Origin of the sequence: Sphingobacterium sp. NGMCC 1.201703 (assembly GCF_047784615.1) — a bacterium.
Lineage (GTDB): Bacteria > Bacteroidota > Bacteroidia > Sphingobacteriales > Sphingobacteriaceae > Sphingobacterium.
Genome location: NZ_JBLOHD010000001.1, coordinates 637,002 through 651,779 on the forward strand (window position 1 = coordinate 637,002; position 14,778 = coordinate 651,779).

Here is a 14,778-nt window from a genome sequence, read left to right on the forward strand (position 1 = left end):
AGTAACGGTTAGTATATCCCTTATCAAATATCTTACAGGACTTAAAAGTATGCAAAAAAAAGCGCTCAGTAAAATAAAAGCTGTGTTACAATTGCTGTCTGTATTGATTTCACAAACAATGGGAACTGAGGAAATAAAGTAGCGGGTTATCGTTTTATTTTTGCATTTTAACCCAATTTTAACCCAAAAATTAATCAGTCAGCTTTACCTTGCGTTAGAATTCCTGCCGATATTTTCGGTAGAGATTCGAACTAATTATAAATCGAAATCTTACTTATGAAAGTCTTTAAAAAGCTGCAATTTATTTTTGTTGCTTCCGTAACCATGGTAATGGTACGGCAGGTTCAAGCTGAAACCCAAATTCCTTTTTCCGTTGACAATATCAAAAGCGATCAAGCTCTGCAGGTGCAAAACCTGGTGCGTGCGATGGCGCTCTTGGACCGGTCAATGGAAGTTTATTTCTCCGCAGACGGAAAGTCTATGCATCGTTTCTACAATCCCGATACGGAGGTGCGCTCGGAGGAAAAGGCAAGTGTGTGGATGTACTCTGCTTCGATAGAGGCTGTCAATGCAATCTTACATGGACTTAAAGCTCAAAAGGAAAGAGGAAATCATAACCAATTTGACAAACATTACAAGCGGTATATGGATTTATTGGCTCAACTTCACGAAAATGCCGCTTATTATTTAGGAACATTTAATCTTGTTTCTTTTACACAGACCAGAGACTGGACAGTTTATGCTGTGGATCGTGCTAAGGCAAAGGGGGCCGCAAATGTAACTGGGGTATTAAATGTTTATGACGATCAAATGTGGCTAATTCGGGAACTGATTGAAGCCTATCACCTGACAGGAAAAGAGCGCTATTTAAAGGAGGCAGAATACCTAACCACCTATGTATTGGATGGCTGGGACTGCACACTAGATGATCAGGGCAATGAAAATGGTGGAATTCCCTGGGGACCAGGCTACGTGACCAAACATGCCTGTAGCAATGCGCCCATGATCAGTTCATTGGTGTGGCTACATGAAATCTATAAGAAAAAGAACGATCAGATCACATACAACTATATTGATGCCGGAGATAGGCAGTCGCGTCGTTCTAAAATGCTGCGAAAAGCTGATTTTTATTTGGATTTTGCTAAAAGGATTTATGATTGGCAAAAAGATCATTTATTGAACAGTAAAGGTGTTTACGATGATATGATGGGGGACTGTTATCCCGATTGCAGTATTGTCTATGAAATCGTCAATGGTATAAAGTATCGCAAAAATACCCAATTAAAGAAAGCCGTTGGAACCTCATTTTCCTATAACAGTGGAACCATGATTTCTGGCGCCGCTGATCTGTACCGGGCGACCCGATCTAAGGTCTATTTGGAGGATGGAAAGAAGCTGAGCGATGCCAGTTTTCAATACTTTGCCAAATTAGGTTCACAGGTACCGGCACATTACACTTATGCTTCCGATGGGTTCAATAATTGGTTTAACGGCGTATTACTAAGAGGATTTTTTCAGATTTCTCCAGTCTTCGACAAAGCTGGACATTATATGGACTCATTCCAGCAGAATTTGGATTACGGATATGCCCATTTTTTACGTTCCGGTTTATTGCCGCCAGATCTTCTTGGTGGATGGCATATAGACAAAGACAAAAATAACCTGGAGGGAATGTTCATGTTCACTTATGCGGCACAGTATGCAATGTTGTCCCAATACCAGATCGAAAAATAGCGAGATCGACGTCAACAATTGTGATACCAAAAAAAATACCAATAAAACCAGGCTTGCGAGCCTAAAAAATACATCAGATAGCTTAATCACTATTTAAAACCAAATTATAAAGATGAAAAAGGATTTAGGGAAATCAAGGCGGCGACTGAGCACACTGCTTGTGCTGATGGCGCTGGGTATTCCGTCCATAAGTTGGGCGCAGCAGAAAAATGTCAGCGGAAAAGTGCTGGATAGTAACAATAAGCCTATCGCTGGGGTGACGGTTTCTGTTCAGAATGCGGGCACACGTATAGAAACCACAACCAACGCAGATGGTAGTTATACGATCGTAGTTCCGGAAGGGAAGAAGCTTTTATTTAAATCGTTAGGTTTTAGTGCGAAGGAAGAGATTACAGATGGGAAAACCACAATTAATGTTGTTCTTGAAAACGATGATACACAATTGGAGACTGTTGTTGTCGTCGGTTACGGTACACAGCGGAAGCAATCGCTGACTGGTGCTATTGCATCCGTAAAGGGAACTGAAATGAGGCAGACAAAGAATGAAAATCCACAAAATATGCTGACTGGCCGTGTGGCTGGTGTACGCGTATGGCAGAAAAGTGCAGAACCAGGTACCTATAGTGCAAATTTCGACATTCGTGGGCTTGGCGCTCCATTGGTCGTGATCGACGGCGTACCACGGACAAGCGAAGATTTTCAGCGCCTGAATCCCAGCGATATTGAAGATGTTTCGGTATTAAAAGATGCTTCAGCTGCCATCTATGGTGTACGATCCGCAAATGGTGTGGTATTGGTTACAACCAAAAAGGGAAAAGAAGGGAAGACCACAGTCAGCTATAATGGCTCCTATACTTTCCAAAAGCCTTCCGGTATGCCGGTATTGGCCGATGCGATTAGTGCTATGACGATTTACAATGAGAAATCCATGAACAACATTAATGGAGGAAGTCCCGTGTATACCGAAAAAGATTTTGAAGATTTTAGAAATGGAACAAGACGCTCGTCGGATTGGACCTCATTGGTCTTTTCAAAATATGCGCCGCAGACACAACATGACGTCAGTTTTTCGGGGGGAAGCAATAAGGTGCAGTACTACATTGGTGGTGGCTATTCCTATCAACAAGGCTTCTTTAAATCGGGTGATCTCAACTACAATAAATACAATTTGCGTTCGAATATCTCAGCAGAATTGGCCAAGGGATTGAAATTGGATCTGAACATCAGTGGGATGGCCGATCAGCAAAATAGCCCTTACACAAGTTCGGTTGACATTATTAGAAACTATTGGAAACAGGGCATGTTGTTTGCCGCGTATGCTGATCCCGAAAATACCCTGTTAAATTATGAAGGGTTGGATTTGGAGCAAAATACCGTAGCGATGATGGACGCGGATATTTCTGGTTATCGCAAATTCAAAAAGAAAACCTTTCAGTCCTCAGCTGCATTGAATTATGACCTGAGTAATTTATCTCCGATTCTTCAAGGGTTTTCGGCAAAGGCATTGATTGGTTATGATTACCGTGCAGATAACAATTCTATGTTCAGAAAGGAATATTATCAATATGCCTTCAATAAAACGACCAATAAATATGATCAGAAACTCTATAATTTGAGTAGCCCAAATCAAATGAAACGGGAGTTTTTTGATAAACAACAGGTTTTAGGTCAATTGATATTGAATTACGATCGCACCTTTGGCGATCAGCATAAAGTATCAGGACTTGTGGGATGGGAATCACAAAAGAACGATGGCGATAACTTTTATGGGCTGAAAAATCTTGCCTTCGGTTCCGATCAATTGCTCGCTGGTGTAGAAGATGGTCAGATGACTTCCATGTATGGTGGTATCAGTGACTATTACAATGAAGCCAAGTCAGCGCTATTCGGACGGGTTAATTATGATTTTGCAGGCAGATATATTGCCGAATTCCAATTTAGATATGACGGCTCCTCCCGTTTTGCTAAAGGGCACCAATGGGGATTTTTTCCCTCGGCTTCTTTGGGGTGGCGGATATCCGAGGAACCATTTTTCAAATCTATTGAGGCGCTTTCCTTTGTCAATCAACTAAAATTTCGAGGTAGCTATGGTGTGCTAGGGGATGACTTATCCTCTTCTTGGGATTTTGGTTGGGTACCCGGCTATGTTTATCCTGCGACGAGCGGAAATGCTGAAAATGGCTACAATAATCAATATGCGCCAGGATACATTTTCGGGGATAAATACATTACCGGGGTAAGTCGAAAAGCCATTGCCAATGAATTAATTACTTGGTATAAAGCGAAAACCTTCAATGTTGGTTTAGATTTCGAAGGATGGAATGGACTGTTTGGTTTTACATTGGATTATTTTGAACGCACGCGATCGGGACTATTTCAACGTCGTACGAGTGAATTTCCAACCGTAATTGGCGCTACGGCTCCGATGGAAAATGCCAATAGTGATCGCCACATGGGATTGGAATTGGAATTGAAACATCGCAATAAAATCAATGATTTCTCATATAATGTTCGAGCTATAGCTACTGTGACCAGAAATAAGTACTTGACTGCTGTTCAAAATGGCCCCTATAGAAATTCGTACGACCGTTGGCGCAATGACAATTTCAACAATAGATATCAAGGGATTCAATTTGGTTATGAATCGGCTGGAAGATTTGAGAATTGGGAAGATATCTGGAGCTATCCGATTTATAAGGAACGTGATGTGTTACCCGGAGACTATAAATACCTGGACTGGAATGGTGATGGCGAAATAAATGGTCAAGATGAACATCCTTTTGCCTTTGATCAGACTCCATGGCTTAACTATAGCATGAATCTCGAAACAGCTTATAAGAATTTCGATATGAATATATTGTTTCAGGGATCGGCTTTGGGTTCGATGGAATACAAAGAACCGCTTTATGCGATCTGGGGATCCAATGGTGGCGGAACCTTAGAGCAGTACCTTGATCGTTGGCATCCTGTAAATCCCATGGCTGATCCTTATGATCCAGCGACAGAATGGGTGAAAGGCTACTATGGATTTACGGGTAGATATCCAAAATCAAATTCTGAATTCAATCGCGTCAGTACAGCGTATTTGCGCTTAAAAAGTATCGAATTGGGCTATACCTTTTCAAATTTAAAACCTTCGTCATCCATGCGTCTCCGTGTTTATGCCAATGCCTATAATTTATTCACGATTACAGGTGTGCGATTTGTAGACCCGGAGCATCCGGATGATAACCTAGGTCGTATGTATCCATTGAATAAGACTTATTCACTGGGTTTATCACTTACTTTTTAGCATTCATTAAAAACTATTACAATGAAAAAAATACTCATTATACTATCATTAGTTGGCTCAATCGGATTTACAGGTTGCGCTGATCTAGATATTACACCTAAAAATATTGTAACGGATCAAGACCTATTGAATACACCAGCAGGTATGGATATTTATATGGCCAGGATGTACAGTTTAATGCCTTTTGAAGATTTCAAATACATGGCACAATGGGGGATTGAATTCAACGGCTGGCTGGCTGCCATTGGCATTGAAGGAACGGGAGAAGCTGTGACCAGGGATGGCATTAGTACATCTTTTACAGGTGAAAGGACTGCTTATTGGGGAAGAGCATTCGAATTACTTCGCGATGCAAATCATCTAATTGAAACCCTGCCCAATTACAAGGATAAATTTTCAGAAGAACTTTATAATCATTATCTGGGCGAAGGATATTACGTTCGGGCAACAGTATTTTACGCCATGGCGCGACGTTTTGGAGGGATACCTTTGGTGACGAAAGAACTACAATATCCGAATACCTTGGATAATCTGGAAATACCTCGTTCCAGTGAGGAAGACACCTGGAATCAGATCTTGAAAGATTATGATGAAGCCATTAAGTTACTCATGGCAAAGAGTCCCAAAACAGGATATTCCAATAAGTTCGTAGCCCTTTCTTTTAAATCCGAAGCTATGCTCTACGCAGGAAGTGTGGCCAAATACAACGAAACTGTTTCTGGTCGCTTGACAGGCCTCGGAAGAAAAACTGGTGTACGGGTTATCGGTTTCGATGCCGCTAGAGCAAAAACAGCTTCGCAAAAGTATTTTGCAGAAGCTTATTCGGCTGCACGGCAGGTGATGACAGCAGGGGGCTATTCACTTTATAAAAAGAAATGGGCAGCGAACGATAAAGAAGCACAATATCAAAATATGGTGGATATGTTTAGTGATCTCAGTAGTCCTGAAAATATCTACGTCAAAGAATATGTCTATCCAACGTTGACACATAGTTTTGATGCCTTTAGCTCACCTTTCACATTCAGATCTCCACTTTCTGCGGGTACCTGTCCTACCGTAGATTTTATGGAGTTGTTTGATGGATTTGACAAGTATCCGGATGGAACAGTCAAAGTGACTACTGGACAAAGCAACAGGGAAGGGGAATATAAGCTGTATGACAAACCAATGGATTTCTTTAAAAATGCGGAGCCTAGATTACGTGCCTATGTTATTTTCCCGGATGATATCTTCAAGCAAAGAAAAATGGATATACGAGCAGGGGTTTATACTGGTCAAACTCCTATAAAGCCTCTGTTTACAGATTATTCTTATGCAACAGCTGACACGCGCTATCAACAGTTGGGGGCCTACACAGGATCACCAAAAAACTTGTATCTGAGCCCAAGAGATGGTAGCGGACAACAAACAGTGGATTACAATGGACAAAAAATGAATGCCGCTGGCAACGAAGGACCATTCTTTGATAATGGTGAAGCAACCTTAACAGGCTTTTATGTACGTAAATGGCTCAATACAAATCCAGCCAAAGAAGTTGGAGAAGGAAAATCTGACCAACCTTTTATTTTGATGCGTTACGCGGAGGTATTATTGAATGCCGCCGAAGCAGCCGTTGAACTCAAAATGTTGGGCGCTAGTCCGGCAGATGGAAGCGACCTGCTGCAAACAGCGACGACTGCGGTCAATGAAATTCGTACTCGTGCAGGAGCAGATCTTTTGGTAGGTACGATTTCAGGAGATAATACAGGCCGAGATATTGTTCGAAAAGAACGTCGCAAGGAACTAGCATTTGAACATAAAGCGAAATGGGATTTGCGCCGTTGGCGCGTACTGCATTTTGAAGGACGCGACGGTTTCTGGGGAACACAAAAGGATAAAAATCTATATAGTAACAACGAGAACTTTAGGTTCAGGGGACTGTATCCGTTTTTTTCCACAGCAACAGGGAAATACTTCTTTGATGCACGCTTCCAATGGGTAAGTACCAAAACATTTCGATACACACCTGTAGACTATTATTTTGAAATACCAGGCGACGAAGTGGCTAAAAGTCAGGTAATAGATCAGCAGCCTAATCGATAGACAAGAAATTGTGCTGAGCATATTAATGTCCCAGCACAGCTTGTCGGGAAGGAGTGAAATTTAATAAAACAATAACTGGTGGAAAAAACGAAAGTATCGGAGGTGGAAATAAATCCCAAAAGTCCGGGCCACCACTAAACGTATAATAAATGAAAAATAGCATTTTAAGCGCACTGGGCATACTAAGTATGTTGAGTTCGTGTAGTCTTTTTGAGGCAGATAACTACGAAGCCCCCTCTGTTGAATTGAAGGGTATAGTAGTCAACGCGCAAACGGGCGAACCTGTATTGACAGATCAGGGAAGTGAAGGTATCCGTGTTCGATTGACCGAGCTTAGTTGGGGAGATAATGTGGAGCACAATCCTGACTTCTATTGCATGCCCGATGGAACATTCCAAAATACAAAATTGTTTAAGGGGAATTATAATATCACCGTAGATGGTCCATTTATTCCTTTGGTACGCACAGACGGAGACGGTAAGGTACTGTCAGACGATAGCAAAAATATGGAGCTGAATGGTTCACATGACATAAAAATGGAAGTTCACCCTTTTCTTAAAGTGGAATGGGTGGGTGATCCAGTGGTTGAAAATGGAAAGATAAAAGCGAAAGTCAAGGTTACCCGTGCCGTAACTGAGCAGTTTTTCCGCGATAAGATCGAGCCACTGGGAAATTACAATCCAGATTTTTTAAATGTTACAGATATACAGCTCTTTGTTAGCTATTCCGCTACGGTTGGGTATCGCGCACGAGATGAACGCTGGTCAAGCAAAATCGAATACAATGGCGACAGCTTTAAGACTAAGTTAGGGCAGGTTATTGATATTGTGTCCACTGGCGAAATTCCGAAAGGACGTACGGTCTTTGTTCGTGCAGCCTCCCGTATCAACTATGATACTCCGCGTGGAACGGGCAATCGTAGGTGGAACTACAATGCAGCCAAACGGGTGGATATCCCATAAGAGAATCAATACACATGTTGAACCGTCCTGTTTAAGGCCTCATGGATGAAAATGAATCTTAAACAAGGACGGCTCCATTTGAGCAAATCATAAAAGGAACCAATCCGCTTATTTAAAATAACAATTACGGATGCTCAATCAATAATTATTTCTAGGTGAAAAATAAACAATAGATTATGATAAAAACGAATATACTCGCTTTATTGTTGCTGGCAACGTTCACAGCGACCGCCCAAAAAGGAGATCCTGTAAAGACGACCTTTCAGAGCTCCCGAGAATGGCGTCCGACAATTGACAACCGTGCAGATGCTGTCATGATATATGGAACAGGGGGAAACCCTTCCGACAAATCCCGAAAAATTCCGTTTGAGGAACGGGTAAAATCCTGGCGTGATAGGGGATATATTACACATTTTATGACGGGTATTGCCTGGGGGGAGTATCAGGATTATTTTACGGGAAAATGGGATGGAAAAATGCACCTGGATGAGGGACAAGTTGATGTAAAAGGTGATACCATCTGGCATGGTCACATGGTTCCCTATATTGTCCCGACTGAAAATTATTTGAAATACATCAAGGAGATGCATGTCAAACGTGTTATTGATGCGGGAATTGATGCCATTTTTATGGAGGAACCCGAATTCTGGGCAAGGGCAGGTTATAGCGAATCATTTAAGAAGGAATGGAAAAAGTATTACGGTTTTGATTGGCGCCCACAGCACGAATCGCCTGAGAATACCTACTTATCCAATAAATTAAAGTACGCTTTGTACCTCAATGCACTGAATGAAGTCTTTACTTACGCCAAAGCCTATGGGAAAACCAAAGGGATGGATGTAAAATGTTATGTGCCCACACACTCGTTGATCAATTATTCACAATGGATGATTGTCAGTCCTGAGGCAAGCTTGGCCTCGCTACCCTGTGTCGATGGATATATCGCACAGGTATGGACGGGGACTTCACGTGAACCCAATTATTTTAATGGTGTGGCGAAAGAACGTGTTTTCGAAACGGCATTTTTAGAGTACGGCGCAATGGAATCCATGACCGCACCGACCGGAAGAAAGATGTTTTTTCTGACGGATCCGATCGAAGATTGGCCTCGTGACTGGGCAGATTACAAGAAAAATTACCAAGCGACTTTTACCGCGCAGCTTTTATATCCGAATATTGCCGATTATGAAGTCATGCCCTGGCCGGAACGTATCTATGAGGGATTGTATAAAACAAGTGCCAAGAGTGACCAAAAAGAAAAAATACCACGACATTATTCGACCCAGATGCAGGTGATGATCAATAGTCTGAACAGCATGCCCAAAACGACCAGTAAAGTGTCTGGGTCGACAGGGATAAGTGTCCTGTTGGCAAATTCACTGATGTTCCAGCGTTTCCCGACACATGCCGGATACGACGATCCACAATTGGCCAATTTTTACGGACTTGCTCTTCCTTTCTTAAAACGTGGTGTTCCCGTTAAAACAGTTCACCTGGAGAATTTGGCTGTCAAAAATGCCTTAGCTGAGACAAAGGTGCTGTTGATGTCGTATTCTAACATGAAGCCCTTGGCTCCCGAGGCCCATCAGTATCTTGCGGATTGGGTAAAAAATGGGGGCGTACTTATATATTGTGCGACGGATCTCGATCCCTTTCAATCTGTACAGGAATGGTGGAATACAAATGGCAACCAATATCAAAGACCATCAGATCATTTATTTGAAAAAATGGGCTTGCGGGACGGAATGGCTAAGGAGGGGCAATATAACTACGGGAAAGGCACTTTCTATGTTTTGCGTTCAGATCCCAAAGAATTTGTTGTCAAGCCGAGCAACAGTCAGAAGCTGTTGAACCTGACTAAAAGTCTTTACGAAGCTAAGGGCAACTCCGGGAAACTTCAATTTAAAAACTATTTTACGTTGACAAGAGGTATTTATGACCTGATCGCTGTATTGGATGAGAGTGTAAGCAATCAGCCTTATCAGGTAAAGGGGAATTTAATCGATCTTTTTGATCCGACTCTACCGATTGTTACTTCCAAAAATATCCAACCGAATGAACAGTGCCTGTTTGTCAATATAGATCGTGTTGCAAATAAACAAAAACCGCAGGTATTGGCATCGGCAAGTCGTATTTACGATGAAAAATCGAGCGGCCATCAATACTCATTTACAGCCAAAAGCCCCATCAATACTACAAACATTTCGCGGATATTATTACCCGGCAAACCCAAGAGTCTTGTCGTGGATAAAAAGGAAGTTTTTGCAGAAGCAAATTGGGATACGAAAACAAAAACCTATCTGCTGGAATTTGAAAATAGCCCCGAGGGTGTATACGTGGATATCAAATGGTAGCATGTTAGATCGCTTGAATTTTAGTATGATGAAAGAGCGTGTGCTGTCCATTTAAAAAGGAGGATATAAAACGCGATGCGGTAAACTTGGGACGAAATAAGCCTTAGTTCCCATATTAGATTTCAAAAAAACCAGATTCACTCTAATCTGGTTTTTTTGTGAACAACTGAATTCAGAATACCAGTCTGAACCTTTTTCAAGGCAGGTTCTTTGCGATTGTTTCAATCAGATAGCTACAATGATCCGCGGTTAAAATTTTAAGTTCGAAGGAGAGTACATCTTTAACGGAAATCGAGATTCTAACCGGAGCTATCATCCGAAAAGAATATTATTTCGATTGCGATTCCTGGAATTCTGTTGGGCTTAGTCCAAATTGTTTTTGGAAATTTCGGGAAAAATGTGTCGCCGAGCTATAGCCTAATAAATTGGAAATTTCGTAGACCTTGTATTGTCGTAAACTAAGCAGTTCCGCCGCTTTGCGGAGCCGGGTAAGATTGATTAGCTCATTTGGCGAAAGGCTCGACACCATATTGATTTTTCGATACAGTGTTGGTCTACTCATGCAGAGTATATCCGCCATTCTATCGACATTAAATTGCGGGTCGTCCAAATGTTGCATAATGATTTCCTCTATCTTGAGCAGGAAATCCTGATCGTTTTGGTTCTGTCCGATTTGCTGGATTTGAGACATCGGATTCTTGATGAAAAATTCCTTGACTTTAATCCTGTTTTTTAGCAAGCTGGCAATTTGTGCCCGTAAAAATGCAGGCGAAAAGGGTTTTTCGATGTACGCATCAGCGCCATATTCTAATCCTTGAATCTTTGATTCGATGCTGTTTTTTGCTGTTAATAGAATAACAGGAATATGTGCGTAAGCGATATTTTCTTTAATTTTTTGGCAGAGTTCATAGCCATCCATCTCGGGCATCATCACGTCGCTTATGATCAAATCAAAGTATTCAGATGCAAGTAGATCCAAGGCCTCATTTCCATTTGTACTGGTGGTGATATGGTAATCTTCATTGAGGTCGTCTGCAATAAATTCAAGTAATTCAGCATGGTCATCTACCACTAATAAATTGGCTTTTGCATTCATAATTATTGGTTTGAGTTGTGGTTTAGCGGTAAAGTTAGGCGGAATACATTCCATTGAAAATTTTCAACATCATACACTAAACTACCCTGATGTTTTAAGACCAGGGATCTTGTTAACGCCAGGCCTAAACCACTTCCTGGAATGTTCTTGTTTTGTTTTAAGCGATTGAATGGTTCGAAAATTCTTTCCCTTTCCTCCGAAGGAATTAATCCACCGTCGTTTTTCACCGTCAATATAGCAATATTTTTCTGTTTATCCAGCTCTAAATTCACTTCAATGACCTGTGATGAGTATTTTAGGGCGTTATTGAACAGGTTATAACAGATCTTTTCGAAAGCATCTATCGCAACGGATCCAATGATGTCAGGAGTAATGAAAACCTGCATACTTTTTCCTTGCGCCTGAATGGTGACGCCAAAATCGTTGCTGATTTTTTGCACCGTCTGGCTAATATTTGCCAGCTCAAAATGTAATTTAAAACCTTCGGTTTCGACCTGTCTAAAATCCAGTAACTCATTACTGAGTGCAATTAGTTTTTCCGTATTGTTCTGCATGGTCAAAAGCAGCTTATCTGTTACCGGATTGTGTTCGACTTTGTCCATGAGTTTTTCCAAAGGTGCTTTAATCAATGTTAATGGTGTACGTATCTCATGGACTACATCCGTATAAAAATTGATTTTCGCTCGATAGAGCTCCTGTTCCCGAAGATTCTGCACCGTGAGCAAATGTTGTCGGTTACGTTGTTTTATCTTTTCATTAAAATGATAAATAATAAATATAATCAGGCCAATGAGAATGAGCGCATAACAGATATACGCTGGTATGCTTGCCCAGATAGGCGGCAGAATAACAATTTTAAGACTTGCAGCAGTGGGGATGACATTTCCATTGGGATCTTCAGCTTTGACGGTAAAAACATAACTTCCCGGTGCAAGCTTAGTGAAATACACCCGTTGATTACCGGTGATATCAACCCAATTGTTATCAAGACCTTCCATCTTATAGCTGTAATGGACAGAATGGGGGGCCTGATAATGAAGTGCCGCCACATCGAGACTAAACGACGATTCATCATGTTTCAATTGAATCTTATCCGTAAATAAAATGGATTTCGAAAGGATATGCCCGTCTGTATACTGATTGATTGCTCTGTTATTGATGTAAAGGTTGGTGACATAGATCGGGATCCGGGTATTGTAATTGATCTGATTGAGTTTTTTTGGATCGAAACGGATCAAACCATTGATTGTGCCAAAGTAAAAACGACCTTCGCCATCGTCAAATGCAGAATTGTAATTAAATTGAATGGAAGGTAGGCCAGATTCCAGGTTGAAAATCCTTTTTTTTCCATTCGATAAATGATAACGGACGAGCCCTTTGGAAGTACTTACCCAAAGATTGTTTTGCTGGTCTTCTAGAATCGCCAAGATCACATTACTGGGCATTCCTTCTTTTATACCAATCTTTTCAAAACCTTCACCTGTGGGAAGTTTTTTTGCCATACCTCCTTCTGTGGCAATCCAGATCTGTTTTTTAGAATCTTCAAATAGACTATTGATGCGGTTGTTGGGTAGAGAGCTCGGATTGTCCTTTTGATGCGTATAATGCTTGAGATCTCCATTATTGGGATTATAGCAATATAAGCCATCTCGCCAGGTACCCAGCCAGATATTTCCCTGTTTATCTTCAAGCACGGTCGTATAAAACATATATTCCGGAACGTTCCGTATCAAATGAAAGGATTTATTGGCGAAATCAAAACGATATAAACCTCGGGTGGAAGCTGCCAAAATTTCGCCCTTCGTAGTTTTATACAGGTAAAAGAGAAAATTACTCTGCAGCTCGGGATTCGGGGAACTATTTCGATCGATATGGTAAACAACTTTTTCTTGTATCGGATCGAAAATATCTAGGCCATTGACGAAAGTTCCGACCAATAATTTATTGGCATAGGGCAGGATGCCATGAATATTATTGTTTGCCAGATTTCCCTTTTTCTCAGAGAAATTTTGAATCTGTCCTGCACTGGGATCTAACTTGGACAAACCACCATTTTCGGTTCCGATCCAGACCTTGCCTGTCGGATCTTTGGTAATGATACGTACGACCGAACCTTTTAAGCTGCCGGGTTTGTCCTGAGGTAAAAACTTTTCGATAATGCTGTTGTTCTTGTGGTAGTAGTTGACTCCACCAAAGTACGTGCCGATCCAGATTCCTTGATCTTTGTCCTGCAGGATATTGTAAACTGCGTTGTCGGAAATACCCCATGGATTTTCCTGTTCTTTTTGAATATTGATAAAGCTCTGGTCAGCAATTTGGTAAATAAATAACCCTGATTCGGTCGCAAACCAATATTCAGTATCATTCGGCTGGAGGATATCGCGGACATAGAGAAATTGCTTGAGTCGGTCCGGACCAAGCATAGATTTTAAAGTTTTTCCCTTAAAATCGTAAACATAAACGCCAGATTTAGAGGTGCCGATCATGAGCTCTCCCTTACGGTTCTCCGTGATTTTTTCTATGCTGAACCAATCTTTTGAACCATATTTTACCTGAAAATCCAATAGGAGTGAGGATTTGTCCGCACGATTGATCTGGAAGATTTTACCTTCTGGAGTACCATAGAAGATGGTTCCATTTTTTGTGCAGCTTACAGCAGTAATATAAAGATCAGATGTGGTAATCTGTTTGATTTCATTGTTGATCAGATTGTGGTAGTAGAGCATCCCATTGGATATAAACCAGATCCTTTTTCTTTGGTCCGTAATGATAACGGGTACATCTGCATGCTCAAACTGTTTGTCTAATAACTTAAACTGTTCGTCGATGGGATTGTAACAATAGATCCCCTGATCGGTGCCAATCCAGATTCTTTTTTTGAAATCCTCTTTCAGGGAGATGATATTATTGCCTCCTAAACTATTCTTGCCAGAGGCCGAGGCATCAAAATGTTTGAAACTATTTCCATCAAAGCGATTTAGGCCGTCCTTTGTGCCAAACCAGAGAAACCCATAGCTATCTTGCATACTACAGATCACTGCATTATTTGAAAGCCCTTCATTAATCTGATAATGGTTGAAGTAATAGGGCTGTGCCTGGATCAGAAGAGGAAACAGCAACAAGAAAAATAGAAAACGGACCGGCTTTAGGTTGATCATGATCATTTGGTTATTGATACAAAATAGCTTAAAATTGAAACAATTTAATCCCCAAAAAAATAAAAAAAAATAGGATTTTAGTATTTGTATTGTAACCAAT

7 protein-coding genes are annotated in these 14,778 nt (G+C 41.1%); 5 read left to right on the forward strand and 2 right to left on the reverse strand.

From position 1 onward, the window contains the following. Positions 1–276: 276 nt before the first annotated feature. From ACK8HY_RS02460 to ACK8HY_RS02480, 5 genes are all read left to right on the forward strand, one after another. The gene (locus tag ACK8HY_RS02460; RefSeq protein WP_416132669.1) at positions 277–1,734 is read left to right on the forward strand and encodes a glycoside hydrolase family 76 protein; all 1,458 of its coding nucleotides are present in this window, start codon (positions 277–279) and stop codon (positions 1,732–1,734) included. Between the two features lie 112 nt (positions 1,735–1,846). Next, positions 1,847–5,026 carry a SusC/RagA family TonB-linked outer membrane protein gene (locus ACK8HY_RS02465; protein WP_077436725.1) on the forward strand — a complete coding sequence of 1,060 codons (3,180 nt, stop codon included), beginning with the start codon at positions 1,847–1,849 and terminating at the stop codon, positions 5,024–5,026. A 21-nt stretch (positions 5,027–5,047) separates the two neighbouring features. After that, positions 5,048–7,108, forward strand: a complete 2,061-nt coding sequence (locus tag ACK8HY_RS02470; protein ID WP_077436726.1) for a RagB/SusD family nutrient uptake outer membrane protein — start codon at positions 5,048–5,050, stop codon at positions 7,106–7,108. A gap of 149 nt (positions 7,109–7,257) precedes the next feature. Next, positions 7,258–8,070: a DUF3823 domain-containing protein gene (locus tag ACK8HY_RS02475; protein ID WP_077436727.1), complete on the forward strand. Its 813-nt coding sequence runs from the start codon at positions 7,258–7,260 to the stop codon at positions 8,068–8,070. Positions 8,071–8,246: 176 nt separating this feature from the next. Next, positions 8,247–10,424: a hypothetical protein gene (locus ACK8HY_RS02480; protein WP_416132670.1), complete on the forward strand. Its 2,178-nt coding sequence runs from the start codon at positions 8,247–8,249 to the stop codon at positions 10,422–10,424. 328 nt (positions 10,425–10,752) lie between these two features. Here ACK8HY_RS02480 and ACK8HY_RS02485 read toward each other — a convergent pair whose 3' ends face one another. Continuing rightward, entirely contained in the window at positions 10,753–11,520 is a 768-nt protein-coding gene (locus tag ACK8HY_RS02485) for a response regulator (RefSeq protein WP_139351142.1), read from the reverse strand. 2 nt (positions 11,521–11,522) lie between these two features. Continuing rightward, positions 11,523–14,678, reverse strand: a complete 3,156-nt coding sequence (locus ACK8HY_RS02490) for a ligand-binding sensor domain-containing protein (RefSeq protein ID WP_416132671.1) — start codon at positions 14,676–14,678, stop codon at positions 11,523–11,525. Between the last annotated feature and the right edge of the window lie 100 nt (positions 14,679–14,778).